Raw genomic sequence first — 26,947 nt, forward strand, 5'->3', positions numbered from 1 at the left:
TTTAGTTTGCTTGGTTTTTTTGGTTAAACAGTAGGAGATTCGTTTGATACAAAAATATCTTCATGTTTCTTTGTAGTACTTAAAACGAATTTATGTTGTAGCAATTGTAGTTTAAATAACGCCAAAGGATCATGATATGTTTCTGGATTGCTTCTTAGCGTTGCTAATGTTTGCTCGTCTTCCTTTATCTCAAGTTGAGCTGCATCTACATTTTGTTTCAATATATTAAGTGGATCTTTGAAGAACATCATGATATCACGTTCTAATGCACCTTCAAATACTTCAAATTGAAGGAAGAATTGTTTTGAAATTGTGTGAGCAATTTCTGTATAGTCTTCTGTTTCAATATATTGTTTATATTTGTTGGCGAGCATAGATTGGTTTTTTTGCATATTACCAAATAATTTTCCGGCACTTTTTAAGAAAAACTGTGTCGGTGTAAAGCGTAATAAAATATTGATGTTCGTTACTGTAATTCGATTTGTCATTCGTACAACATCTCGATTCCAATCATCTAATAATTTGAAATCGCAAGGAAGTTTCATACGTTCTTCTTTATATAATTTATTAAACGTTTCACTCATTTCATCTAAATAAGCTTGAGCTTGAATAAATTCATTATGTGCTGTTTCAATCCATTCTTGAATAGACCCAGTAAATTTAGGAAGAAGTACCTGTTGTACATGCTTTTGAACTCGTTCATTCATTGCAGCATTTAATTCTTCATGAACTAATTTGAAATCACTATCTTCTTGAACAAGATCAGAGCAGCTCTGTAATAATTCAGGAATTTGAGAATGTATATCTCGTGTAATTTCTTCTTTCGTTAAAAGATAGGATTCGGTAATAGAACGAATTTTATCTTTTTCAAGAGCAGTAAGGTTATTAATAAATCCAGTAAGTTTCACTGAGATGTGTTTATTCCAGCGTACGGATTTTACTAATGTATTTTCTAATTCCACACGTTCATTTATGAGATAAGCAATTGTCTTTTGCGTAAACCATATTAGCTTTTCTATACGTTCTTTTTCTATATCGCGTTTTGCAAGATTAGAAAGAATAGATTCTGTTACATCTCCAAGTTGCTGGCTACTCTCTTGCGAAGGAGAGTATGGGAAGAATTGTGCATCTGGAAAATGTACTTTAAGTTTACTAATTAGTTTTTCATCAGTAGTCGTATTATTTGTGTGTGATACGAAGTGAATTTGTAAGTTTGGTACTTGTTCACGTAAATAAATTAACGTATCAATTTCTTGACTATGCAATGGTGAAGAAGAATTTAATACGTATACAAGGCTATCTGCTGCTTGTAAGTATTCAAAGTATGCATTGTTTTTATCCAATTGTCCTTGAATAGATGGTGTAATAAGAAATGTAAACTTATTTTTTCTTAAAAACCTACTTGGTAGCTTAATTTCTATACATTTTTTCTCAAGTTCTGACTGAGCAGATGTAGCCGTTATTTGATGGAATTCATCAAGGTTAGGGATATTTCTTATATCTAACTCGGTAAATTCTGTTATTTCAGTTTGACTAGCGTCTTTAAATAGAATAGGAGTTGTTAAAGTTTCAGTTAAGATGTTCTCTCCCAATATTGAATTAACAAATGATGTTTTATCATGGTCACTAGTTCCAGCTATTAGTATTGGTGTGACATTTAAATCACATAGTTCATGGACGAGTAGCGTAAATTGATGACTTAAATCTACATCATTTTTCTCAGCCCATACAGCGATTGTTTCGAATAAATGAGAAACTGTTTCCATATTTACATCTGCTTCAGCTGATGTATTAGAAAGTAAGGATCCAGCACTTTTTACGAGTAATGATTCTAAAGATGTAGGTGAGACTTCATTCCATGCTAACACTGCTGCAGAGACAACTAGAGAATCTTTTGCTTTCGTTAAACTGAACCAATTTGTTAATAAATTTGGTACAAGTCCGTTTAATTCATGCATAAAATGGTTTCCGGTAATTAATGCAAAGTATGTTTCTTGGTAGCGAGTAGAGATTTCATTCCAATCGTCATTATTGTCTGTTTCAATATGCAAGAATAAATGATTAATACTTTGAATCCAAGGAAGGTATAAGGATTCATGTTGATAGCTATTCCAAAGAGCAATAACAAGTTCTTTAAATTGAGCTTGATCAACAGCATATAGAGCTTTTAAAGACTCATAGAAATATTCAGGCTTAATATTTTTTGTAAATCCTTTGTTTATGTAAGTTATTAACGTATCAAACCAGTGTAAAGATTGTGTTCGGATACCTTCTTGAACAGCTAGTTCGATAGCGTTGTTCCAATCTTCTTGTTTTTCATAGAAAGAACGTGCAATTGCAGTAATATTTGGGTAATCCGGTTGGAATGCAACAGCTTCACTAATCGTCTTAAAAGCGAGTCCTAAACGATCTTGTTCGATATAAAGAGAAAGAAGTTGTAAGGAAACCTCCATCGTAAGAGTCGTATCTTCTGTTTGAATAGATTGATAAATTTCTTCTGCCTTTGGTAAGAATCCTAGTTCAAAATAAGCATCTGCAATATTTTTTGTCGCCCAAAGTGCAAGAGCATTATTTACTTTTTCCCATTTAAATATAGCTGCTTCAAAATCTTTATTTTGATAATAAAATTCACCTTGAGCAAATCGAATATTAGAAATGTTGGAGAATTCATTTTTAGATTCATTTATATATGCTTCACCGAGTACTTCCGATGCAGGAGTAGAAGTTTCTTCTGTTAAAAATGTTTTATAGTAAACTTTTTGAATAAATTGATTTTCAATGGTCATGTTCGTTCCCCCCTGTATAATTTAGAAAAATGATGTTGTATGTAAAAGGGTGTATGTTCTTTTAATAGGTAGAAGTTGCATTATATAGACCAAACTATGTTTTTGCTAGATATATCATTTTTCTTGAGAGTTAAACCGTTGCGAAAAGTAACTTTCCTTTATTGTAACAAAAAAACACGCATATGAATTTTTATTTTTTATCGGGTTATTTGCGGGCAATAAGAATCTAATCTCAAAATTGGTGAATGTAAGTGGGTTATGTGGAGTCGGGATGTCTGTAAAAGCAAGATTGGCATAGGTTAATAATTAGTAGAGGATGAACAAAACTCCCACTGAGTAAAGTTTTTCTTTATCTCTGTTAAAGGAAAGAATAGAAGTAGAGTTCATTATAAAAACAATGTATAGTGAATATGTATACCATGTTTGCCTTAAAGATAGAAAGGGTACAATGTGGAATAACGACCGTGCATAGGATGTGTCTTCCGAATGGAACAACATATTGGCGAGTTAATCGCGCATTATGGCTATTTTGGAATTGTTATAGCTTTGGCTGGTGGGATTGTCGGATTACCGATACCAGACGAGTTTTTATTGACCTTTGTTGGTTATAATGTTTCAAAAGGAGTTATGTCAGGAACTGCTGCTTTTTTAAGTGGGCTGGCTGGTGCGATGTTAGGGATCACGTTAAGCTACATATTAGGTTTAAAACTTGGGCTCCCTGTTTTAAAGAAATATGGGCCGAAAATTAGAATTAAAGAACATCACATTGAAAAAACACATATTTTATTTGAAAAATATGGGCCATTTCTTTTAATGATTGGTTATTTTATACCGGGCGTACGTCATTTAACAGCATATTTTGCTGGGGTATCAAATTTGACACTTTGGCGTTTTTGTTTGTACGCTTACGGTGGTGCGCTCATTTGGATAAGTGTTTTTATTGGGCTTGGCTGGAAGTTAGGCGAGAAGTGGCGCTTCGTTGAGTATAGTTTACATCATTATGGAATATGGATTTTATTAATTTCAGCAGTTGTTACATGTTTTGTATGGTTGTACATAAAGAAAAAGAAAAACCGCTAATAGCGGTTTTTTTAGCTGAAAGCAATAAATAATACACCAGCTGTAATAAAGACTACACCAACGCCGGTCATAAAGTTTAACTTTTCACCGAGGATAATCATAGCAAGAATGATAGAAAATACGACGCTTAATTTATCGACAGGAGCTACTTGTGAAACCTTTCCTGTTTTGAGGGCAAGAAAATAAAATAGCCATGAAGAAGCACCTGCAATCCCACTTAATGTGATAAATAGCAGTGCTTTTTTATTTAGCAGTACGTCGCCGATATTTTGAAATTTACCTTGTATGATAATAACGCCTATCATAAATAATGCCATAATAATAGATCGAATTGTTGTTGCAACGTTTGCATCGATGCCGTCTAAACCAAACTTTCCAAAAATCGATACAAGGGCAGCAGCAATTGCTGATAATAGTGCAAATAAGAGCCACGAACTCATAGTAAAATTCCTCCAATCTTACAGTATTATACATGAAAATGATTCTCATGTATAAAGTTGAAGCAATTGAGCTTATAGGAAGCACGACTTCAACTTAACTTCTTGCTCCACCTGAATTTTAAGGTGGGAGTTTTACTGCCTGTAAATAGTGGGCTAAATAGCGAAATAATCCCCACCTTATATTTTTAATAAGGTGGGGATTATTATACTACTCTGCAATTTCCTCATATAAAAAGTACGTTACATTATAAATATGTTCTACTTCATCGTCTGTCATAAACAGTAATTCGTCACGCTCAATCCCTTTTTTCTTTTCAATAAATTCAATCATGTTTTTGCGTTCTTCTCTCTTCATCAATTTTATTTCTCCTCTCAATCTGTTTTAATACAGTTTATTTAAGTTAATGCTATTATATAACAGAATCTTTAGAAAGTTCCACCTATTTTATTGTTTTTTTCAAAAGAACTTTTCGACAAAACAAGCCCACCTAAGGGGGGCTTGTTTTATTTTATAGTCGTAAAAACTCAGGCTCCGTCGTACCGGCACCATCGATGTAATAAATTGTGTCGGGGTTGATTTTTATCAATACGTAATTAGGGTCTTCAGGGCCGAGTAACCAACGTTTTAAGCTATTATTCCAAAACTTGTTTTTTAATGTCGAGTCTTCCTCAATTGAAGCCAATCCTTCAACTTCAATATAATCTTCATCTAATTTTTTCCCTTCTCGTCCGAGTAGTACATGGACATTAGGATTTTGTTCAATATCTGTTATCTTTTTTGATTGTCGATCTGTTGCAACATACAGTACAAAATCTTCATGGAAAAACATCATAAAGGCGCTATGAGGTTTCTCATTTCGTACTGTAGATAATACACCAGTACGTTGACCTTGAATAATAGTTGCGATTTTTTCTTTTAAGTGCATAATTTTAACCCCTTTTCACAATTTATAATTCTGTCTGTTTAAACAAGATAATTTAAATATCTTTCATACTGTTTTCTTCAATCCGATTTTTTAAACGTAATTGTGATGAAATCGGACAAGTTAGGAGAAGAATAATAATAATATTGAGGAGAAATACATACGATGGAAGGATGAAAAACATGTTTAATAAAATATTTCTTATAGTAGCGCTTATAGGTGTACCACTATCTGTACTTGGAAAAACACTTCATTGGCCAGAAACAATTATGTTCGCTGTGTATTGTGTTACGATTATCGCATTAGCTGGTTTTATGGGTAGAGCAACAGAGAGTCTAGCAATTGTTTCTGGTCCTAGAATAGGCGGATTATTAAATGCTACTTTCGGTAATGCTGTTGAACTTATCATTTCAATTTTTGCACTTCAAGCAGGGTTAATTGAAGTGGTGTTAGCTTCTTTAACGGGTTCTGTACTTGGAAATTTATTATTAGTAGGAGGACTATCCTTCTTTGTAGGTGGACTTAAATATAAAAGGCAAAGCTTTAACGTTTACGATGCAAGGCATAATTCAGCTTTATTAATATTTGCTGTTGTTGTGGCCTTTGTTATTCCAGAGATCTTTTCAATGAAGATGGACGCTGGCAAGACGTATCAATTAAGTATAGGTGTTTCTATTATTATGATTATCATGTACCTTGCTGCATTACTATTTAAGTTAGTTACGCACCGTGGTGTATATCAACATAAAAGTGACGAAGTAGCGCATGAAGAAGAGCCAGAGTGGTCGAAAGGGAAGGCGCTACTTATTTTAGCGATAGCAACACTAGCGGTAGCTTATGTGTCAGAGGCACTCGTGCATACTTTTGAAACTGTTGCAAAATCATTTGGTTGGTCAGAATTATTTATAGGGGTTATTATCGTTGCAATTGTTGGAAATGCAGCGGAACATGCATCTGCAATTATTATGGCTTATAAAAATAAAGTAAATATTGCAGTCGAAATTGCAATAGGTTCTACATTACAAATCGCCATGTTTGTTGCTCCTGTACTAGTATTGCTATCTATGTTCTTCGCGCAGAGGATGCCTTTAGTATTTACCATACCAGAACTTGTATCTATGATTACAGCCGTTTTCTTAACGATTGCGATTTCAAATGATGGAGATACAAACTGGTTTGAAGGAGGCACTTTACTAGCGGCGTATGTCATTATGGGAATTGGTTTTTATTTATTATGAAAAATAGGCATAACAATTGCGCTCAGAGAAAACAATAAACGAAGTAGTATATATACCTACATAGGAAGGAGCCAGACAGGTGAAACGAGTATACAGCATATGTCTTTCAACTATGGTCTCGTTTATTTTATTATTTCCTAACATGAGTTTTGCAAAGACAACAGTAGGAACAAAAATGCCTTCATCTGTTTTAAATATTTCAAAAGACAATACATTTCCAAATGATGCGCAAGATTTGCCACGTTTACAACCAAGTAAATTTGCTCAAGAGCTATTGAAAACGGCTAATATTAAAATTGAAAATCCAGACTTAATTCGGATGTTTAATGAAACGACAATTTCAAATGCGCCACTTGCAGTAGGGTATCGGGCAAAAATTTATTTAGGTCAATGGGCCTTACATTATGAATCAGTAGACACATCGATTAATTGGGAATATAAACAAGTGAATCGAAATGTGTATGATAATCGCGGAGGAGACCGTTTATATCCACTTCGCTATAAGCAAGAAACACAAAAGACGGTTGAAGGCGATTTAACAGCAGATATGAAAGATGCTGCAGATGTGAAAAAAATGATGCTTCTCAAAGCACTTGAAAAAGTACAATTACCTCTTTCGTTTAAGACAACTATTGGTTATGGTACTGGACATGAGCGTGTGTATAATATTAGTCCGAGTCAACTTGGATATTTATACGCTTATACACCAGCAGTAAATGAAAAGGGAAAAGTAACATTTGGAGAAGTGTATCTTGTATTAAAGGGAAATCAAAAAAGACTTGTTGTGAAAAATATTACTTCTCAAGGAATTGGAGCGGCAATTCCAATTCATGATCATTTGTTTTTTAAATTTATTTCTTCTTCTCACTCGCAATAACATAAAAAACGTCAGCTTATAAGCTGACGTTTTTTTTATAATGTAATGTTTGCTGTTTTTGATAAGAAATCTTCTGTCGGATAGTAGCTGTTTTTTACAAGAACATTTGGTCCAAGACATTTTACTGCAGGACAGTGGCAGCTTAATGATTTTGCTGTTTTTGAAGTGCTCCATTTTTCATACGCTTCTTGTAATGTGTTTGTTTGTATGTTTCCTAGAAGTGGAACATCACCAAAGTCCGTCACAATAATATTTCCATCGAAAATATTTACATTTAAACGAGAACGGCCATCTGGATCATTACGAACAGTTACATTTTTGCTCTCTTGCAATTTTTTAAATGTAGCTATGTCTTTTTCGTCATCGCTACAAGCATAGAAAGGTAAAGTTCCAAATAGCATCCATACATTTTCATCGCGAATTTCTAGTAAATGTTCAATCGCATCACGAATTTCAGCTTTTGTTAAAATCTCTAGATTACTCGCGAAGTCACTTGGATACATTGGATGAACTTCATGACGTTTACAGCCCATCTCTTCGACGATTTGGCGGTGAATATGTTCAATATGTGGTAGAGTTCTTTTGTTTAGCATTGTTTCGGCCGATACAAGTACACCTGCATCTGATAGAGCCTTACTATTTGTAATCATTCTTTCAAATAATTTTGCACGTTGTTCGTAAGTAGGCTTACGCTCCATCATTGCAAATCCGCCTTCAACGAAGTCATCAATTGTTCCCCAGTTATGAGATATATGCAATACGTCTAAATAAGGAATAATCTGTTCGTAACGTGCTAAATCTATAGTTAAGTTAGAGTTGATTTGAGTGCGAACGCCTCGTTCATGGGCATATTTTAAGAGTGGTGTTACATAGTTGTCGACGGATTTTTTTGAAAGCATAGGTTCGCCGCCAGTAATACTTAAAGAACGTAAATGAGGAATCTCATCTAATCGTTTTAATAAAAGATCCATCGGAAGCGGATTTGGGTCTTTCGGCTGTAACGTGTAACCAACAGCGCAATGCTCACAGCGCATGTTGCATAACGTCGTCGTTGTAAATTCAACATTTGTTAATAGTAGTTTGCCGTACTCTTCAAGGTCCATATACGCTTCCCATGGATCGTAAGAAGGAGTAATCGGCTTCATTTTTTGTGATATCGTCATATGAAATACTCCTTTGACTATTGAAATAACAATTTGTCCATTCTCTATAATAGAAGAATATGTGCTTTTTATAAAGTGAAACTTTTTAGCATGGAAAGAGAGAGGGCTTACATTATAGTGGAAGACTGTGACAAAATTGATGAAATTTCATGCCCATAGCAATCGTTTTTGCGGTATAATAAAAGCAACTCGAATTAAAAGGAGAGTGCCTTCATGGGAAAAGCAATTCAAGATAAAGATACACAATTAGTATATTTAAAAGAACGTTTAAATATGTTCATTGAAGTAATTGATACAATTGAACCTGAAGAAGTTGAATTAGAAGATGTAGATCGTCTTCTTGCAATGTTAGATGAATTAGAATTAAAATGTGAGCAATTTAAAAAAGACGAATAATATATTAAAAAGGCTACCAATTCCAATTTGGTAGCCTTTTTCTGTTCGGGTAATAGAAGGACGATAGAAAAAGAGGTATAATCAAGTTGTGAAAAATTTCATTTATGCTCTAATAGCGTGAAACAAATAAATAGCTAAAGAGCATAACAATTGAATTTTCAGCTCATAACGTTTTGGTAGCGTTCACAATTGAGGGGGAAGTAACAATGGAAAAGCTTCAAGAAAGCATGTATCAACTAATTGTTGAAACGTCAACGAACTTACCGAAAGATGTTCGTCGTGCGATTCAACAAGCGAAAGAGCGAGAAAATGCAGGGACTCGTTCTGCGATGGCACTTGGCACAATTACAAATAATATTAAAATGGCTGATGATAACATCTCGCCGATTTGCCAAGATACAGGGATGCCAACGTTTAAAATTTATACACCAGTTGGTGTGAATCAATTAAAGTTGAAGGAAGCTATCTATAATGCGCTTGAGCGGGCGACAAAAGATGGTAAACTTCGTCCCAATTCTGTTGATTCTCTTTTTGGAGATAATAGTGGAAATAATTTAGGACCAGGTACACCGGTGATTAAGTTTGAACAATGGGAAAAAGATTATATTGATGCACGTTTAATCCTAAAAGGTGGTGGCTGTGAGAATAAAAATATTCAATATAGCTTACCGTGTGAACTAGAAGGACTTGGACGAGCTGGCCGTGATTTAGAAGGGATTCGTAAATGCCTTCTTCATGCAGTATATCAAGCACAAGGGCAAGGATGTAGCGCTGGTGTAATTGGTGTTGGTATCGGGGGAGACCGCACATCAGGTTATGAATTGGCAAAAAATCAATTATTCCGTACATTAGATGATGTCAATCCAGTACCAGAGTTACAACATCTTGAAGAGTACGTATTAGAAAATGCGAATAAGCTTGGCATTGGTACGATGGGATTTGGCGGAGAAACAACTTTACTTGGTTGTAAAATTGGCGTCTATAATCGTTTGCCAGCTAGTTTCTATGTATCTGTTGCGTATAATTGCTGGGCATATCGTCGCCTTGGTGTGAAAATCCATCCTGAAACAGGAGACATTATGGATTGGCTATATCAAGAAGGTGAAGATACACTTCAGCATGAAGTACAAGAAAAAACAGAGCAACGTGAGATTGTATTACAAGCACCAATTACAGAAGAGCAAATTCGTGAACTTCGCGTTGGTGATGTTGTAACAATTAATGGCATGATGTATACAGGTCGTGACGCAATCCATAAGCATTTAATGGATAATGATTGTCCAGTAGATTTAAATGGACAAATTATTTACCACTGTGGTCCAGTTGTTGTGAAAGATGAAAATGACAATTGGCAAATTAAAGCGGCAGGTCCAACGACAAGTATTCGTGAAGAACCGTACCAAGGCGATATTATGAAGAAATTCGGTATTCGCGCTGTCATTGGAAAAGGCGGTATGGGTGCGAAAACATTAGCGGCTTTAGAAGAACACGGCGGTGTATATTTAAACGCAATCGGTGGTGCAGCGCAATATTATGCTGAATGTATTAAAGAAGTGAAAGATGTTGATTTCTTACAATTTGGTATTCCAGAAGCAATGTGGCATTTACGTATCGACGGGTTTAAAGCAGTTGTAACGATGGACTCTCATGGTAATAGCTTACATGCAGATGTTGATAAAACATCACTTGAAAAATTAGCTAGCTTTAAAGAGCCAGTATTTAAGTAAATAAAAAATGCATCTCGAATGATTCGAGATGCATTTTTTTGGTATATATAGAAAAACATGTTCAGCATGAAAGAATGTGTAGCAACAGAAACTACAAGTACGATTATATATGGAAAGGAGACTATTTATGAAATATAAATGGTTATATATCGGTCTCATTTTTTCAATTATGATGGCACTTGTTCCAGTTTCAGCACTGGCTTATACAAATACTCCACATAACTGGGGAATCCCGCGTCCTAAAAATGAAACAGTACCAGATGCAGGAAAGTTATATACAGATTTACTACAAAAAAATGGCGGGTTTTATTTAGGGGATACGAAGAAAAAAGATATTTATTTAACATTTGATAATGGATATGAGAATGGATACACAGGGAAAATATTAGATGTATTAAAAGAGAAAAAAGTACCAGCAACTTTCTTTGTAACGGGGCATTACATTAAAACACAAAAAGATTTATTGTTAAGAATGAAGGATGAAGGACATATTATTGGAAACCATTCTTGGAGTCATCCTGATTTTACAGCGGTAAATGATGAGAAACTTCGTGAAGAATTAACAAGTGTAACGGAAGAAATTAAAAAAGTAACTGGGCAAAAAGAAGTGAAATATGTACGTCCTCCGCGCGGTGTATTTAGTGAAAGAACGTTAGCTCTTACGAAAGAAATGGGCTATTATAATGTATTTTGGTCACTTGCATTTTTGGATTGGAAAGTGGATCAGCAAAGAGGGTGGCAATATGCGCATAATAATGTTATGACGATGATTCATCCAGGATCTATTTTATTACTTCATGCAATATCAAAAGATAATGCAGAAGCACTTGCGAAAATCATTGATGATTTGCGCGAGAAAGGGTATCATTTTAAAAGTCTAGATGACTTAGTAAAAGGCAATCAACCGTAAGCATGTATGCTTACGGTTTTCTCATGCTATAATGATGTGTAAAAAGGATGGGGAAACGTATGTGGAGCGAACATGTTACGTTAGAGTATCCGTATCATTTTGAAGAAGTATTAAAACGTTTATCTTTTGATCCTCTTAGCGTCATTCAATTAGATGAGAAAGTTATTTATATCCCGCTTTGTATAGACGAGGAACAGGTTGTTGTTCGCTTACAAGGGATTGGTACTGTTCAAAATCCACAGTTTTGGATTTCTAGTCAGACAGGAGATCCAGAGAAAGTCATGAAACGAATGAGGGCCATTTTTCATTGGAATGAACCGTTTCAAGATATACAAAATCATTTTTTAAACACATCATTACGTCCACTATTTGAAACATATGCTTATACTCCAATTATTTTAGAATTTGATTATTTTGCTTGTCTGCTTCGCTGTATCATTCACCAACAAATAAATTTGAAATTTGCTACTGTGTTAACAGAACAATTTGTGAAACGGTATGGAACAGAGAAGAACGGTGTATTCTTTTTCCCCACTCCGGAAATAGTAGCAAATATTTCAATAGAAGAATTGAGAGAGCAGAAGTTTAGTCAGCGAAAGGCTGAATATATAGTAGGATTAGGTCGAAGTATTGTCAGTGGTACATTAAATTTAGCGAGTATAGAAAATGGGACGGAAGAAGACATTTCAGCACAATTGTTGCCAATTAGGGGAATTGGTGCATGGACAGTGCAAAACTTTTTAATGTTTGGGCTTGGACGGAAAAATATGTTCCCGAAAGCGGACATTGGGATTCAGCGTGCAGTGCAAGGTATATTTCAATTAGATGATAAACCTGATGATGCATTTTTAGAAAAAGTGAAACAAGAGTGTGAACCATACTGCAGTTATGCAGCGTTATATTTATGGAAAAGTATAGAGTAGAGGTGTAATAATGATACAAAAGCAACATGAGAGTAAGTTGGAAGTTGGTCAAACGTTTCCTGTGACAATTAAACGTCTTGGGATTAACGGAGAAGGCGTTGGTTATTTTAAGAGACAAGTTGTTTTTATTCCAGGGGCATTACCAGGAGAAGAAGTTGTTGCAGAAACAACGAAAATTCAGCGTGGCTTCGCTGAAGCGAAAGTGAAAAAAGTTCGTAAAGCTTCACCGCATCGTGTGAAAGCACCGTGTCCAGTATATGAGGAGTGTGGCGGTTGTCAGCTGCAACATTTAGATTATAAAGAACAATTGAATCAAAAGCGTGATATCGTTGTACAAGCATTTGAGAAGTACATGAAAAATAGTATGGAAGAGAAAATTCGCCCAACGCTTGGCATGGAAAATCCATGGCATTATCGTAATAAGAGTCAATTACAAGTGGGGCGTAAAGACGAAAAGGTTATTACAGGGCTGTATAAACAAAACTCACATCAGTTAATTGATATCGCTCACTGTATGATTCAACATAAAGCAACGAATGAAGCGACAAAAGTTGTAAGACGTATTTTAGAAAAATTAAATGTTTCTATTTACAATGAGAAAAAACAAAAAGGTTTAGTACGCACAATTGTAACACGTACTGCAGTTCAAACAGGGGAAGTACAAGTTACACTTATTACAACAAAAGAAGAATTACCAAATAAAGAACAATTTATTGCAGAAGTACAAAAACAGATGCCAGCGGTTAAATCAATTATGCAAAATGTAAACTGGCGTAAAACATCTGTTATTTTTGGCGACAAGACATTTAAATTAGCTGGAAAAGAAGTCATTCAAGAAACACTTGGCGATTTATCATTTGAATTATCAGCACGTGCATTCTTCCAGTTGAATCCAGAGCAAACAGTTGTTTTGTATAATGAAGCGAAAAAAGCAGCTGCGTTAACAGGAAACGAGAAGATTGTGGATGCGTACTGTGGTGTTGGTACAATCGGTCTTTGGCTTGCAAATGATGCAGCGGAAGTACGTGGTATGGATGTAATTCCAGAAGCAATTGCAGATGCAAGAAAAAATGCAAAGCGTCACGGATTTACAAATACGAAATATGAAGCAGGTAAAGCTGAACAATGGTTACCGAAATGGGTAAAAGAAGGATGGCGTCCAGATGTAATTGTTGTCGACCCACCACGTACAGGTTGCGATGATAAATTACTGGAAACAATTTTAAAAGTGAAGCCGAAACAAGTTGTGTACGTGTCTTGTAATCCTTCTTCATTAGCACGTGATGTACAAGCATTAATGAAGAGCTATGAAGTGGAGTATGTGCAACCAGTTGATATGTTCCCGCATACAGCTCACGTAGAAAATGTAGTGAAGCTTGTTAGAAAGTAAAGTTTATTAATATTCCCTCATGGTATGAGGGAATATTTTCTATGAAGGAGAATATTATGCATAATTATAAATTAACGATTCAGTACGACGGCGCACGTTTTAAAGGATGGCAACGTCTTGGTAATAACGATAATACAATTCAAGGAAAAATCGAAAGTGTCATATCTGAAATGGTCGGAAAAGAAATTGAAATTATCGGTTGTAGTAGAACAGACGCTGGTGTACATGCTTTGAATCAAGTTGCTAACTTTCAAAGTGATGAGAAGTTAGTGGAACATAAAGTGAAAAAATATTTAAATCAATATTTACCTAACGATATTAGCATTACGAATGTGGAAGAAGTACATGATCGTTTTCATGCTCGTTACAATTCTAAAGCAAAAACATATCTGTATAAAATTTGGAATGAAGAGCATACAAATCCATTTATGCGTAAATACAGCATGCATGTGAATAAAAAATTAAATGTGAAAAGCATGAAAGCAGCTGCAAAACATTTAGTTGGTTCACATGACTTTACTGCTTTTTCAAATGCGAAATCAAAGAAAAAATCTATGGTTCGAGAAGTATATACACTTGATGTGATGGAAGAGGCAGGGTTTGTACAAATTAGAGTAAGTGGTAACGGCTTCCTTCATAATATGGTAAGAAAAATTGTCGGGGCATTAATTGAAGTTGGATTAGGACAATTAGATGCTGAAGCAATTCCAAACATTTTAGAGGAAAAGCAGCGCAATCAAATTAATTGTCTTGCTGAGGCAAGTGGGTTGTATTTAGAGAATGTTGAGTTTTAATGGCAAATAAAAAAATCGGGCTAAGTAGCTCGATTTTTTTAGTATTAAGAAGATTTTTCGTTTTTTATACGTATCTTCAAATTCCAAAAAGCAGCAAGCATAATAGCTGCAAAGGAGCCAAAAATTGTTCCTAATAGCTTTGCATAAGGAGAGCTGCTTACATCGGCATTAATGAATAACATCATACAGAGCATGGCAGGGAAAAAGTATAAGTATTGTAATAACTTTAATTTTTTATCATTACTCATATATATAGCCCCTTTCTAGCATGTTATATGTTTATTATAACATATTTTACCAATTCATTTTTACACTTGGAGACATGTTTATTTCATATGTGTAAATGCAGTTTTTTAATTCGATATTGTAAGTTTTGCCTACTTAATCCTAAAAATTTTGCAGCTTGTGAGATGTTGCCATGATTCTCTTTAAGAATTTGGTTAATGTAGTTCTTTTCCATTTTTTCTATTGTGTGTTTTAAAGTTTTAGGTGCATCAGTATTGTGAGTAGTTAGTGCATGTTGCATATTGAATTCTGTTTTTATTCGTTCGCGAAAGCGAGTAGGAAGATGAAACGCTGTAATGATGGTTTCATCTTCTATCAAGTTCATGGAACCTTCAATTATATGTTCCAACTCCCGTACGTTTCCAGGCCAATCGTAGGCATAGAAAAATTCTCTTACATTTACATCTACATCGGTTACGTTGAGCCCGAATTGAGTATTATATTTTTCAATAAAGTGCTGAACAAGAGCTGGAATATCTTCTTTTCTTTCACGTAAAGGCGGAAGACATAAAGTAACGACGCTTAATCGGTAATATAAGTCTTCTCTTAATCGATTATGTGCGATGGCTTCAAAGGGATCTTCATTGATAGTTGCTATAATGCGAACATCAATTTCTTTTTCGTGTGTACCTCCGATTCTTCGTATTGTTTTTTCTTGTATAGCCCGCAGCAACTTAGCTTGAAGTATTGGGCTTAATGAATTGATTTCATCTAATAACAAAGTTCCTCCGTTTGCTTCTTCGAATAAGCCTGATTTATCTATTGCTCCTGTAAAGGCACCTCGATTTGTGCCAAATAGTAGGCTTTCCATTAAGGTATCAGGTATAGCGGCACAGTTTTGTGAAATAAAGGGTTTTGTTGAACGCTGACTTTCATTATGGATGCTTTGTGCAAATAGTTCTTTACCAGTGCCTGTTTCTCCTACTAGAAGTATGGAGGAAGATGTACGAATTACTCTTTTTCCTTCTGTAATGATTGATTGAATGGCTTCAGAATCACCAATTATGTGATCAAAGGTAAATTTAGTACTTTGTTTTCGAGAAGGACCTATTTTTATCGTTTGCTTTAAGTTACTAATTTCTTTTGATATTTCAATAGCGCCTTTAATTTTTCCATTTTCTATTATAGGGAAAGTATCGTTAATCGTTGTAATTTCTTGTCCTTTATTGTTAAAATACGTTTGTTTTATATTTTTCTTTGTTTTTCCAAATTTTAATGCCTCTATAAGAGTACTATTTTTATTTTCCTCAAATGCGAATACTTCTAAAGGACTTTTATATAGCACATCTGAGCGCTCCATTGATTCAATTTCCATCATTTTGCGGTTATAGATAATCGTCTTACTTTCCTCGTTAATAATATGAATTCCGATGTCGAGTTCATTGAGTAAAGTTTCATATAGCATATTCATTTCAATGATCTGTTTTAAATTAATTTCTTCTGTACGCATAGATTATCTTCTCCTCATTCCACCCTATGAAGACTGACTTTTTATAATTTTATTAAAATTCTTATAAAATCGCAAAAATTTTTTGCTATTTTCCTTTTAAAATCTCTGAAATGATAGAAAAATTTTGCGGTTATGAAGTTTTTTTTTTGAGAAACCTTCATTTTAAATAGGAATTGGAGATTGGTACGCATTTTGCATAAATAATAATTGATATATCTAAAGGAGGGATATGCAACGTTTCAGTACCAACTAATAAGAAGGAGGAGTGTATAAAGTGAAGACGGTTATAGAATGCGTGTATAGTCCTTGTTACGGGAAAGTAGAGAAGTTATTTGTTACGGAAAGTTCTTACGTATACGAGTGGGAGAAATTAGCATTAATTGAAACAATAGATAAACAGAAAGTAGAAATTAAGATAGGGATCAGTGGTTATATTGAATCATTAGAAGTAGTAGAAGGACAAGCTATTGCTGATCAAAAGTTATTAATAACAGTAAGGGATGACCTTTTAGTAACAGGCAGTGATTAATGTAAGTGACGTGTATTTTTGCTCTTTTAAATCATTATTTTTACGGTGAATAATTTTAAAAACGCTTACATTAAATGGGTTTACAAAGTGAAAAGGGGGGATTTATATGATGAATCAAAATCAAGGATTAAAAAGAGAATTGAAAAGCAGGCACATATTTATGATTGCACTTGGAGGCGTTATTGGTACCGGTCTTTTTTTAGGATCTGGGTATACAATTCATGAAGCTGGGCCTGGAGGAGCGATTGTAGCATATCTTGTTGGAGGATTTGTTATGTATTTAACGATGCTCTGTCTTGGAGAGTTAGCTGTTGCAATGCCTGACGCAGGATCTTATCAAACGTATGCTACGAAGCATATTTCCCCTGCAGCGGGTTATGTAGTTGGATGGATGTCATGGTTAAACTGGTCAGCTACGATAGGGATTGAACTAATTGCAGTTAGTATTTTAATGAAACGATGGTTTCCTGATGTACCTTCATGGATTTGGTGCGTAGTGTTTGCAGTACTCCTCTTTGCTATTAATGCGTTATCTTCAAGAAGTTTTGCGGAAGTTGAATTTTGGTTTGCAAGTATTAAAGTAATTACGATTATTGCATTTATTATTTTGGGCGGGGCAGCAATGTTTGGTTTTCTAGATATGAAAGGAAATGAACCAGCACCGATGTTCTCTAGTTTTACTGATTATGGTGGATTGTTCCCCAATGGATTATCAGCCATTTTAATTACGATGATTGCAGTTAATTTTTCTTTCCAAGGAACAGAATTAGTTGGTATTGCAGCAGGTGAGAGTGAAAATCCAGAGAAAACAATCCCGAAGGCAATTAACAATACAGTTTGGCGTATACTTGTTTTCTTTGTACTATCTATTTTTATTCTTGCTGGACTATTCCCTTGGCAACAAGCGGGAGTAATTGAAAGTCCATTTGTAGTTGTATTTGATAAAATTGGTATTCCTTATGCAGCAGATATTATAAATTTTGTTATCATTACAGCAGTGCTATCCGTTGCGAATTCAGGGTTATATGCAACTTCTCGTATGCTATGGTCTATGTCTAATCAAGGAATGATTAGTCCGATTTTTGGTAAGTTATCTAAAAACGGTGTTCCTATTTATGCATTGATTGTAAGTACAATTGTAGGCTGCCTTTCATTACTATCAGGTATTTATGCGGAAGATACAGTTTATTTATGGCTACTTTCTATTGCCGGGTTCGGGGCGATATTAGTTTGGGCATCTATTGCTCTATCTAACTTATTAGCTAGAAGGTCATACATAAAGCAGGGCGGGGATGTGAAAGAATTGAAATTTAAAACACCATTGTATCCATTTGTACCACTTCTTGCATTAGTATTAAATTTAACAGTAATCGTTGGAATGGCCTTTATTCCAGAACAAAGAATGGCATTGTATTGTGGTATTCCATTTATGATTGTTTGTTTACTGTTTTACCGTGCGACAAGAAATAAGGCACGTAAAGTAGAACATATTGAAAAGACAAATACGACGGAAGTAGAGAGCTTATAATATGAATTAATTTGGAGACTGTAAGATTTGTAAACAGTCTCTTTTTTTGTGAAAATAAAGCTGGAAACATACTATGTATGCAAAGGGGAATTAGCGATGAATCCAGAAGTTTCGCAGTTGTTAAAACAAATAGATTCAAGGAAAGAGGAATTGTTAGAACTTACAAAAACATTAATTCGTTTTGAAACACCAGCACCACCAGCGAGAAATACAAATGAAGCGCAAGAATTTGTTGCAGATTTTTTAAGAAAACGAAATTTTAGTATTGATAAATGGAATGTATATCCTAATGATCCGAACGTTGTTGGTGTGAAAAAAGGGGCAAAAAGTGACTCATATAAAAGTCTTATTATTAATGGACATATGGATGTAGCTGAAGTATCGGCAGATGAGGCGTGGGAAACAAATCCGTTTGAGCCATTTATAAAAGATGGTTGGTTAGTTGGACGTGGTGCAGCTGATATGAAAGGGGGACTAGCTGGAGCGCTATTTGCTATTCAGCTATTACAAGAAGCTGGTATTGAATTACCTGGAGATTTAATCTTTCAATCCGTAATTGGAGAAGAAGTTGGAGAAGCTGGTACACTTCAATGCTGCAAAAGAGGTTATGATGCTGATTTTGCAGTCGTAGTGGATACGAGTAATTTACATATGCAAGGACAGGGCGGCGTAATTACTGGCTGGATTACTGTGAAAAGCCCTCAAACGTTTCATGATGCAACGCGTAGGCAAATGATTCATGCTGGAGGACGTTTATTTGGAGCGAGTGCAATTGAAAAAATGATGAAAATTGTGCAAAGTTTGCAAGAATTAGAGCGTCATTGGGCAGTTATGAAAACATATGAAGGCTATCCGTCTGGAACAACAACAATTAATCCAGCTGTTATTGAGGGTGGAAGACATGCAGCTTTTATTGCGGATGAGTGCCGGTTATGGATAACAGTGCACTTTTATCCGAATGAAACACATGAACAAATAATAAAAGAAATTGAAGAGTATATCGGTAAAGTAGCAGCTGCCGATCCATGGCTAAGTGAAAATCCACCACAATTTAAGTGGGGCGGAGAATCAATGATTGTGGATCGTGGCGAAATTTTCCCTTCTTTAGAAATAGATAGTGAACATACAGCTGTAAAAACGCTTAGCTCAGTACATGAATCAATTCTTTCTAAAAATGCAATTTTAGATATGTCTGCAACGGTAACGGATGGTGGTTGGTTTAGTGAATTTCATATTCCAGCGATTATATATGGACCAGGTACATTAGAAGAAGCACATTCTGTAAATGAGAAAGTTGAAGTTGAACAGTTAATTGAATTTACAAAAGTGATAACAGCATTTATATATGAATGGTGCCACACGGAAAAATAGATTTGTACAGTAAAATCGTACGAGTATGTATACTTGTACGATTTTTTATTGAACTATTTCAGTGTTGAATATAAACAACTGAAATAGTTCTTTATTTTTCTATGTCTTTCGTTTTAGTTCAATTAATTTCTCTTTCGCTAATTCAACGGCAATCGCATCATCTAAATAGCCAATTGGAAAGAGATAGTCGGGAATAATATCTGTCGATAATATGAAATAAAGTAATGCGCTCCCAAGAACTGCACGTTCTTCTTTTGAAATGGTTTCATTACAAAATTGTTGATACATATCTGTTAATTGTTCAATAAAAGGACCAGCACTATCAATTTGCTCTAATTTGCTTGCAAAACTGTCATGAATACGTTTTTCGCCTTCTGTTGTCTGGGCATAGCGTTCGTAATTTTCGAGTTCTTGTTTTACGCGAGTTGTAGTGTAATCGAAATCGAATAAGTTAGAGGATTGCAGAGTTTGCTGAATGGTATCAAGAGATGTGTACATATCCGTCTTTTCTTTATTAATGTGAGGAGAATCAGGATACATTTCATCAAATAACAATTGGGGTGGAACTTGTAGACATTCTGCGAATTTTTGTAGGTGTTTTTGTTTTGGCGGTTGTTTACCATTCATAATTCTTGAGATTGTTGCGGGATCAATATTTGTAAGCATTCCGAGTTGGCGCATAGATAAGGCACGTTCTTTTAAAAGTTTTTTTATTAATCTACTAAGCCGCTCATTTGGATTTTCTTTAGGCATAGCGAAGGCACTCCTTTTTATTGTTGAAAAAATGTTGAGCATTTATTACATGTATATGAAACAGACAGGCACAGTTGCTCAACATTTTCATAAGATGCATGGAAAAGTGAGGAAAAGGGGTGGCTATTTATGAGTACGGCAGGTCTATTTTCAATTTTTTTAATCGGGATTGCTTCTAATTTAGATAATGCAGGTGTTGGGATTGCATATGGCATTCGTAAAATTAGAATTTCGTGGTTCAACAATTTTATCATCGCATTTTTTGGGTTTTTATTTACTTTATTAGCTGGATTTTTTGGGAACTGGATTGCGTTATTTATTTCAGAGTTTACAGCAAACCTGATTGGAGCGATAGTTTTAGGGATAATCGGGGTGTTTATTTTGTGCCAGCCTTTCTTGGGGCAAAGAAATACCGTAGGCTCTAAAGATGGTAATGTACTTATGGGAATTTTACGTGATCCAGAAAAAGCAGATTTTGATGGTTCTAAAACAATTAGTTTTTCAGAAGCAATTGTATTAGGGATTGCGTTGTCTATTAATAATATTGCAGGTGGATTTGATGCTGGGATAACAAATTTAAATCTTTGGCTGACAGCGACTATTTCTGGGGTGTTTAGTTTTATTTGTATTAGTGGTTTTGCGTATGTAGGAAAACGATTTTTAGCAGAATACTTAGGGAAATGGGCGACAGTTATCGCAGGAGTGTTATTAATTCTTATTGGGATTGATCAGTTGTTGTAAGGAGAGTAGAAAACAAGGTTCGAGTATTTCCTTGGAAATACAGCAAGGGATTGCATATATCGACGTACTTTTCTCCATACTAATACGGATTTCTTTTAAGAAAGGGGGATTTGTATGGGGCGCGGGAAAGCATTTGATCATAAGAAAAAAGGGCATGATCATCAACCACCTAAAGGTGCGTTCATTCATAAAGATGTAAATGAACATACTTTGGAAGAGGAAGAGCTACCAGTAAATATTGAGGCGTATAAAAATAGTTTAAAAAAACATTAAAAGCACCTACATAGGTGCTTTTTTACCGTATATCTTCAATTAATTGTTCCGATTCTTCATGCATACTGTACTCACTTAATACTTGAATGCAAAGCCATTTTAATTCCTCAATCGTATGCTCAAGTTCTTCAGGAAGCACATGATAAATGTCTTCAAGTCCCATCCCGAAATGAATAAGTTCAAGTACTTGATCATCGATGTTCCGATCCATTAATAATTCAAGTACTTCTAAATTGAATATGTATCGGTGAGCTTCGTCGAGTGAAACAACTTTTAACTTCAAGCTTTCTACAATACTCAATATAAAAAGAAGGATTGTTTTTTCAAGAACAGGTTGTTTTCCCATTTGAAATATTAGTTTCATCTTTCACACCTCCACATATAGCGCTAGGTTGTACTATATTATTCAGGAGGGGGGAACAAATATGCATGATATAGAGAAACTTTCAGCACTGTTTTTATAAGAAGATTGATAACTCGCAAAATTGAGGTTTTGGCGAAATAAAAAATCCTGCTAGTATAGCAGGATAACTCGCGATTAAAAAATGCTCCAACCTTCTTGAGCAGAAAGAAGTTCAAGAATTTTAAAACCAGCAATACTATTTCCGTTTGCATCTAAAGCTGGTCCGAAAATACCGATTCCCATGTCTCCTTTTACGCAGCCAAAAATACCACCGGCTACACCGCTTTTTGCAGGAATACCAACACGAATTGCAAATTCACCAGATTCGTTATACATACCACATGTGACCATAAATGTTTTGCAAATTTTTGTAATATGTTTAGGGATGATTTGTTTCTTTTTATATGGATCATATCCATCCATTGCAAAAATTAAGCCGATACGTGCTAAATCGATGCAGTTTACTTCAACTGCGCATTGACGAGTATATAAATCCATAAGTTCTTCAATATCACAATCGATAATTCCGTTTTGTTTCATATAATAACAAAGTGAACGGTTTAGGTAAGCTGTCTCTAGTTCTGAATCGGCAACTTTAGAGGAATAATTAATAGTAGGATTATCTGTTATTTCACGTACAAAATGAAGAATACGTTCCATTTTTTCCTCGTTATCTTTTCCTGCTAACATGCTTGTAATAGCTAATGCTCCTGCATTTATCATTGGATTAAGGGGTTTGGACGGACTTGTCGTTTCTAACTTAATAATAGAATTAAATGGGTCACCCGTTGGTTCCATTCCAACTTTAGAAAATACATATTCTTCACCACGGTCTAAAAGGGCAAGGGCAAGTGTAATTACTTTGGAAATACTTTGAAGAGTAAATAGTGTTTGTGAGTTGCCTGCATGGATATATTCTGTTTCTTTATGGAAAATGGCAATCCCTAAATCGTCTGGATTTGCATTTCCTAGTTCGGGGATATAAGTAGCAAGTTTTCCTTTTTTTGTATATGGTTTTACTTGTTCTAACAACTGTTGTAAGTTGTTTGTTTCAATGCACTGCATAGTACCAACGCTCCTATTTTGAATTAACTAAGTTTACTTTTCCCGATATGCTCGGAAATAAATAATAACATGAAAAAGTGGAATGATAAAACGAAAGTTCAATGTGCTATAATAGGTCTTTCGTTTCGAGTATTCTGTATTTTAAAAAGGAGAATTTTCCTTTTATATAACAGTTTGGAAATAGGAGATTTATCCATAAAAAGTTCGGAAATAAAAACTACACATCTATACAACTATATGTTATTATGGTTATGTAATAGAAAGCGTTTTCTAAAGCGTACTTATAATGATAACGATTTCATAAATTAAATTAGGGGGAATTAAAATGTTGCAGTTTTTACAACGTATTGGTAAAGCTTTAATGCTTCCGATCGCAGTACTACCAGCAGCAGGATTATTGCTTCGTTTAGGGCAACCAGATGTATTTGATATTCCTGTTATGGCACAGGCCGGCGCAGCAGTTTTTGATAACTTAGCACTTATTTTTGCAATTGGTATTGCAATCGGTCTTTCAGTGGATGGTAGTGGTGCAGCAGGTCTTGCAGGTGCAATTGGTTATCTTGTTATGAAAAATAGTATTGATGCACTTAGCAAAGGGTATTCAACTGCTGAATTACAAGGTAAATTAGGTAAAGTCCAAGATTTAATAGGTAATAGCGCAAATGTAGATCCATCTAAGCTTGCGGATACAATGACACAAGTATCTAAGGCTGCTGAATTATCGACTAAAGTAGATATGAAAGTTTTAGGTGGTATTATTGTTGGTGTTATAGCAGGACTTCTTTATAATAAATTCCATAAGATTAAACTTCCAGAATGGTTAGGTTTCTTTGCTGGAAAACGTTTCGTTCCAATTGTTACATCAGTTGTGATGCTGATATTAGGAATTCTATTTGCACAAATTTGGCCAACAATTCAAAATGGTATTGATGCATTAGCTCATGGAATTGTTAATTTAGGTGCAATTGGTTCAGGATTATTTGGTTTATTAAACCGTTTATTAATCCCAATTGGTTTACACCACGTAATGAACACATACTTCTGGTTTGTATTTGGGGACTTTACAAATGCAGCAGGTAATGTTGTTAATGGTGATATTGCTCGTTTCCTTGCAGGTGACAAAACAGCAGGTATGTTTATGACTGGTTTCTTCCCAGTTATGATGTTCGGTTTACCAGCAGCATGTTTCGCAATGATTGCAGCTGCTAAACCAGAAAAGCGTAAAGCAGTTACTGGTATGTTAGCTGGTCTAGCATTAACTTCATTCTTAACTGGTATTACAGAGCCTATTGAATTCTCATTCATGTTCTTATCACCAGTATTATATGGTATTCATGCTGTACTAACAGGTCTTTCTTTATTCATTACAACATCACTTGGCATTCATGATGGTTTCTCATTTAGTGCCGGTGCAATCGATTATGCTTTAAACTTCGGTATTGCAACAAAACCAGTCTTACTAGCAGGTATCGGTTTAATTTACGCAGCAATTTATTTCATAGTATTCTACTTCTTAATTAAGAAGTTCGATTTAAAAACTCCTGGTCGTGAAGATGACGATGAGTTAGTTGAAGATGGTGATGCACCAGTTGCAGGTTCAATTGGTGAAACTTACGTAGCAGCTTTAGGCGGAAAAGAAAACTTAACAGTTATTGATAACTGTGCAACACGTCTACGCTTACAAGTAAAAGATGCTGGTCAAGTAAATGAAGCAGCATTAAAACGTGCTGGTGCAAAAGGTGTTATGAAATTAAGTAATACTAGTGTACAAGTTATCGTAGGTACAAATGTTGAATCTGTTGCCGATGATATGAAAAAACACGTATAAATAATGAGATAAGAGGATGTCCCAAAAGATTGATAACATCAATTTTTTAGAGGATATCCTCTTTTTTTTGTTAATAATTTAACGGGAATCTTACTTTTGTAAATTTTCTTTTTCTTTTTTGTACATATAGGTTGGTAATATGTGCAGTGCGTGATAAAGTAGGGATGATATAGAATGGATTATCCATAATCTACTAAAACGAATCTTTAGTAGAGGAATTAAATTATTGGTGAGTAAGGGGAAAAAAGCAATTATGGATCAGGAAAAAAATAATGCGAATGGGAAAGCACATCGGCCGATTGTATACATAAAAAGAACAATCATTCTCGTCTTACTATTATCACTTGTATATTTCATGTATACAAAAATTGTTGCGCATAATAAGAAAGAAGAAACTTTAAAAGCGGCAGCAGAAATGAAGAAACAAGAAGAGTTAAAAAAGAAAGAAGAAAAAAAGAAACAAGAAGTACAGAAGCAAAAACAAAAAGAGCAGGAAGAACAAATGAAGCAAGCGCAAGCAGCGGAGAAACCTGCTGAAGGACCACCTCAAGAAATTAATGAAAACGCTCAATTGGACCAGTATTTACAAAACGCAGGATTTAGCGGGACAGCTGTTATTGTGAAGAACGGAAAAGTTCTTCTGAATAAAGGGTACGGTATGGCAAATAAAGAGCAGCAAGTACCGAATAATTCAGAGACGACTTTTTATATTGGTTCTATTTCAAAGGCGTTTGTAGCAACTGCTATTATGCAATTGAAAGATCAAAATAAATTACAAGTAGAAGATACTGTTGCGAAGTATATTCCAGATTTTCCACAAGGTAATAATATTCAGCTAAAACATCTATTAACACATACATCAGGGATTCCCGAATATGAGCAGGGAAAAGAAGATATTTCTCATGAAGAACTGATAAAGCGGATAGGAAATCAAAAGCGTATTGGTGGTCCGGGAGAGAAGTGGAAGTATTCTGATTCGAACTACTCTATACTTGCTTATATTGCAGAGAAGGTAAGTGGGCAGTCACTCGAAGAATATATTAAACAACATATTTTTGCTACTGCGGGTATGAAACATTCTGGCTTTGGCACAGCGTTAGAACAAACAAGATTCCCATCAACGGGTTATAAAATAGTAAATAATAATATGACAACACCTAATATTCCAAGCATGTCACAACTTTATGGTTGTGGTGATATATATACGAGTGCACATGATTTATATTTATTTAATGAGGCGTTATACTCTGGAAAATTAATTTCAAAAGAGAGTTACGATCAAATGTTTACGGGTGGAAAAAAGGATTACGGGTTTGGATGGTACGTAGACCCAGGAAGCTATTCGAATCATGGTGTAATGCCAGGTTGGAATTGCTTAAACGGATTTAGTAAAAATGGTAGTGTATATGTTGTTTTATTATCTAACATTCAAAATAATATTAAATCATTTGGTAAAGTGAATAATGACATTTATTCGATATTGCGGAATATTGAAGTGTAAGAAACTATCCTTTTGGATAGTTTTTTTTATGCTCTGAAACAAATATTTCTTTTAGAAAATGTATGTCTTACCTATCACAAAAATATCCATTTTGTATACATTAAGATGTATGGATGTAAAATTTTATAATCTAAAAATAATAGGAGGAGAAGTGTATGTGTCTGTTCAGAAAATATTGGCATAAATTATCAAGATTGTTTAATAGACAATTAGATTATTTTTTAGATAATAAGTTATTGCCTGCTGTGGAAAGACTTTTATTTTCACAAAACTTCGCGAGATTTATTCAAAGAAACTCTAAGCAAGCTACGGAAGAAGTTATTGAATCAAGTAGATTTCAATCTATTATTTGTAACATTTTAAAAGAATGCAATACATCACCTTTTAAAGAAATTGCAAAGCAGTATTTAGGTAAAAGCGTAGAGATTACGGTGACAGTTGGACAATTAACAGGTGTTATTGTAGCAGTTGGTGATGACTTTTTAACATTGCAAGAAGGAATAGGAACTGAAGTTTTATTACCATTTACAAGTATTATATCAATTAAAGAAGCTTAAGAAAGGAGAGTTATAT

27 protein-coding genes and 1 pseudogene are annotated in these 26,947 nt (G+C 34.6%); 18 read left to right on the plus strand and 10 right to left on the minus strand.

The features are described 5' to 3' along the window. Positions 1–23: 23 nt before the first annotated feature. Positions 24–2,786: a tetratricopeptide repeat protein gene (locus BLT20_RS22105; RefSeq protein ID WP_000151413.1), complete on the minus strand. Its 2,763-nt coding sequence runs from the start codon at positions 2,784–2,786 to the stop codon at positions 24–26. Positions 2,787–3,272: 486 nt separating this feature from the next. On the opposite strand from BLT20_RS22105, the gene BLT20_RS22110 reads away from it, so the two are divergent. Further along, entirely contained in the window at positions 3,273–3,866 is a 594-nt protein-coding gene (locus BLT20_RS22110; protein WP_000434872.1) for a DedA family protein, read from the plus strand. Between the two features lie 11 nt (positions 3,867–3,877). On the opposite strand, the gene BLT20_RS22115 is transcribed toward BLT20_RS22110, so the two are convergent. The 3 genes from BLT20_RS22115 to BLT20_RS22125 form a co-directional block, all read right to left on the minus strand. Then, positions 3,878–4,306, minus strand: a complete 429-nt coding sequence (locus BLT20_RS22115) for an EamA family transporter (RefSeq protein ID WP_000100295.1) — start codon at positions 4,304–4,306, stop codon at positions 3,878–3,880. Between the two features lie 208 nt (positions 4,307–4,514). Beyond that, complete coding sequence (locus tag BLT20_RS22120; protein ID WP_000817786.1) at positions 4,515–4,661, minus strand: BH0509 family protein; 147 nt, start codon at positions 4,659–4,661, stop codon at positions 4,515–4,517. 154 nt (positions 4,662–4,815) lie between these two features. Then, entirely contained in the window at positions 4,816–5,232 is a 417-nt protein-coding gene (locus tag BLT20_RS22125; RefSeq protein ID WP_000550220.1) for a pyridoxamine 5'-phosphate oxidase family protein, read from the minus strand. Positions 5,233–5,411: 179 nt separating this feature from the next. Here BLT20_RS22125 and cax point away from each other — a divergent pair, with 179 nt between their 5' ends. Together cax and BLT20_RS22135 are read left to right on the plus strand one after the other, a co-directional pair. Then, positions 5,412–6,467, plus strand: coding sequence for a calcium/proton exchanger (gene cax, locus BLT20_RS22130; protein ID WP_000482137.1), 1,056 nt, complete (start codon positions 5,412–5,414; stop codon positions 6,465–6,467). Between the two features lie 79 nt (positions 6,468–6,546). Further along, positions 6,547–7,344 carry a YfkD famly protein gene (locus BLT20_RS22135; protein WP_002083605.1) on the plus strand — a complete coding sequence of 266 codons (798 nt, stop codon included), beginning with the start codon at positions 6,547–6,549 and terminating at the stop codon, positions 7,342–7,344. 35 nt (positions 7,345–7,379) lie between these two features. Here the strand turns inward: BLT20_RS22135 and yfkAB are convergent, their stop codons facing one another. Further along, positions 7,380–8,507, minus strand: a complete 1,128-nt coding sequence (yfkAB, locus tag BLT20_RS22140) for a radical SAM/CxCxxxxC motif protein YfkAB (RefSeq protein WP_000156016.1) — start codon at positions 8,505–8,507, stop codon at positions 7,380–7,382. Between the two features lie 213 nt (positions 8,508–8,720). Here yfkAB and BLT20_RS22145 point away from each other — a divergent pair, with 213 nt between their 5' ends. From BLT20_RS22145 to truA, 6 genes are all read left to right on the plus strand, one after another. Continuing rightward, positions 8,721–8,903, plus strand: coding sequence for an SE1561 family protein (locus tag BLT20_RS22145; RefSeq protein ID WP_000513558.1), 183 nt, complete (start codon positions 8,721–8,723; stop codon positions 8,901–8,903). A gap of 206 nt (positions 8,904–9,109) precedes the next feature. Next, positions 9,110–10,630 (plus strand): class I fumarate hydratase, encoded by a 1,521-nt coding sequence (fumA, locus tag BLT20_RS22150; RefSeq protein ID WP_000413523.1) that lies wholly within the window; start codon positions 9,110–9,112, stop codon positions 10,628–10,630. Between the two features lie 127 nt (positions 10,631–10,757). Then, positions 10,758–11,540 (plus strand): delta-lactam-biosynthetic de-N-acetylase, encoded by a 783-nt coding sequence (gene pdaA / locus BLT20_RS22155; RefSeq protein ID WP_000875956.1) that lies wholly within the window; start codon positions 10,758–10,760, stop codon positions 11,538–11,540. A gap of 59 nt (positions 11,541–11,599) precedes the next feature. Further along, positions 11,600–12,463 (plus strand): DNA-3-methyladenine glycosylase family protein, encoded by an 864-nt coding sequence (locus BLT20_RS22160; RefSeq protein ID WP_000269454.1) that lies wholly within the window; start codon positions 11,600–11,602, stop codon positions 12,461–12,463. A 10-nt stretch (positions 12,464–12,473) separates the two neighbouring features. Beyond that, positions 12,474–13,853: a 23S rRNA (uracil(1939)-C(5))-methyltransferase RlmD gene (rlmD, locus tag BLT20_RS22165; protein WP_000615206.1), complete on the plus strand. Its 1,380-nt coding sequence runs from the start codon at positions 12,474–12,476 to the stop codon at positions 13,851–13,853. Positions 13,854–13,909: 56 nt separating this feature from the next. Beyond that, the gene (truA, locus tag BLT20_RS22170; RefSeq protein WP_000553118.1) at positions 13,910–14,647 is read left to right on the plus strand and encodes a tRNA pseudouridine(38-40) synthase TruA; all 738 of its coding nucleotides are present in this window, start codon (positions 13,910–13,912) and stop codon (positions 14,645–14,647) included. 44 nt (positions 14,648–14,691) lie between these two features. Here the strand turns inward: truA and BLT20_RS22175 are convergent, their stop codons facing one another. Further along, positions 14,692–14,895, minus strand: a complete 204-nt coding sequence (locus tag BLT20_RS22175; RefSeq protein ID WP_000063860.1) for a hypothetical protein — start codon at positions 14,893–14,895, stop codon at positions 14,692–14,694. Between the two features lie 83 nt (positions 14,896–14,978). Next, positions 14,979–16,382: a sigma-54 interaction domain-containing protein gene (locus tag BLT20_RS22180; RefSeq protein WP_001258445.1), complete on the minus strand. Its 1,404-nt coding sequence runs from the start codon at positions 16,380–16,382 to the stop codon at positions 14,979–14,981. A 274-nt stretch (positions 16,383–16,656) separates the two neighbouring features. Here BLT20_RS22180 and BLT20_RS22185 point away from each other — a divergent pair, with 274 nt between their 5' ends. From BLT20_RS22185 to BLT20_RS22195, 3 genes are all read left to right on the plus strand, one after another. After that, entirely contained in the window at positions 16,657–16,911 is a 255-nt protein-coding gene (locus BLT20_RS22185) for a biotin/lipoyl attachment domain-containing protein (RefSeq protein ID WP_000859480.1), read from the plus strand. A 106-nt stretch (positions 16,912–17,017) separates the two neighbouring features. Beyond that, positions 17,018–18,439, plus strand: a complete 1,422-nt coding sequence (locus BLT20_RS22190; protein WP_000981865.1) for an amino acid permease — start codon at positions 17,018–17,020, stop codon at positions 18,437–18,439. Positions 18,440–18,535: 96 nt separating this feature from the next. Further along, positions 18,536–19,810: an acetylornithine deacetylase gene (locus BLT20_RS22195; protein ID WP_001067760.1), complete on the plus strand. Its 1,275-nt coding sequence runs from the start codon at positions 18,536–18,538 to the stop codon at positions 19,808–19,810. A 99-nt stretch (positions 19,811–19,909) separates the two neighbouring features. On the opposite strand, the gene BLT20_RS22200 is transcribed toward BLT20_RS22195, so the two are convergent. Then, complete coding sequence (locus BLT20_RS22200) at positions 19,910–20,563, minus strand: helix-turn-helix domain-containing protein (RefSeq protein ID WP_001123715.1); 654 nt, start codon at positions 20,561–20,563, stop codon at positions 19,910–19,912. A gap of 129 nt (positions 20,564–20,692) precedes the next feature. Between BLT20_RS22200 and ytaF the strand changes: the two genes are divergently transcribed. Then, entirely contained in the window at positions 20,693–21,304 is a 612-nt protein-coding gene (gene ytaF / locus BLT20_RS22205) for a sporulation membrane protein YtaF (RefSeq protein WP_000100724.1), read from the plus strand. Positions 21,305–21,418: 114 nt separating this feature from the next. Beyond that, positions 21,419–21,577 (plus strand): hypothetical protein, encoded by a 159-nt coding sequence (locus BLT20_RS30630; RefSeq protein ID WP_000532409.1) that lies wholly within the window; start codon positions 21,419–21,421, stop codon positions 21,575–21,577. A gap of 22 nt (positions 21,578–21,599) precedes the next feature. Here the strand turns inward: BLT20_RS30630 and BLT20_RS22215 are convergent, their stop codons facing one another. Then, positions 21,600–21,941, minus strand: a complete 342-nt coding sequence (locus BLT20_RS22215; protein ID WP_000766604.1) for a DUF3969 family protein — start codon at positions 21,939–21,941, stop codon at positions 21,600–21,602. Between the two features lie 174 nt (positions 21,942–22,115). After that, positions 22,116–23,045 carry a glutaminase A gene (gene glsA / locus BLT20_RS22225; protein WP_001149850.1) on the minus strand — a complete coding sequence of 310 codons (930 nt, stop codon included), beginning with the start codon at positions 23,043–23,045 and terminating at the stop codon, positions 22,116–22,118. A gap of 69 nt (positions 23,046–23,114) precedes the next feature. Between glsA and BLT20_RS31365 the strand changes: the two are divergent. The 4 genes and pseudogenes from BLT20_RS31365 to BLT20_RS22240 all read left to right on the plus strand — a co-directional run bounded on the left by BLT20_RS31365 (position 23,115) and on the right by BLT20_RS22240 (position 26,931). After that, positions 23,115–23,229, plus strand: a pseudogene (locus tag BLT20_RS31365) (transcriptional regulator). 141 nt (positions 23,230–23,370) lie between these two features. Beyond that, on the plus strand, positions 23,371–24,873 hold the full coding sequence (gene nagE, locus BLT20_RS22230) for an N-acetylglucosamine-specific PTS transporter subunit IIBC (RefSeq protein ID WP_000938900.1): 1,503 nt from the start codon (positions 23,371–23,373) through the stop codon (positions 24,871–24,873). Between the two features lie 253 nt (positions 24,874–25,126). After that, entirely contained in the window at positions 25,127–26,374 is a 1,248-nt protein-coding gene (locus tag BLT20_RS22235; RefSeq protein ID WP_000371812.1) for a serine hydrolase domain-containing protein, read from the plus strand. 155 nt (positions 26,375–26,529) lie between these two features. Beyond that, positions 26,530–26,931 carry an LSm family protein gene (locus tag BLT20_RS22240; protein WP_000335532.1) on the plus strand — a complete coding sequence of 134 codons (402 nt, stop codon included), beginning with the start codon at positions 26,530–26,532 and terminating at the stop codon, positions 26,929–26,931. Positions 26,932–26,947 lie beyond the last annotated feature (16 nt).

It is taken from the genome of Bacillus sp. cl96 (assembly GCF_900100505.1).
Classification (GTDB): Bacteria; Bacillota; Bacilli; order Bacillales; family Bacillaceae_G; genus Bacillus_A; species Bacillus_A cereus.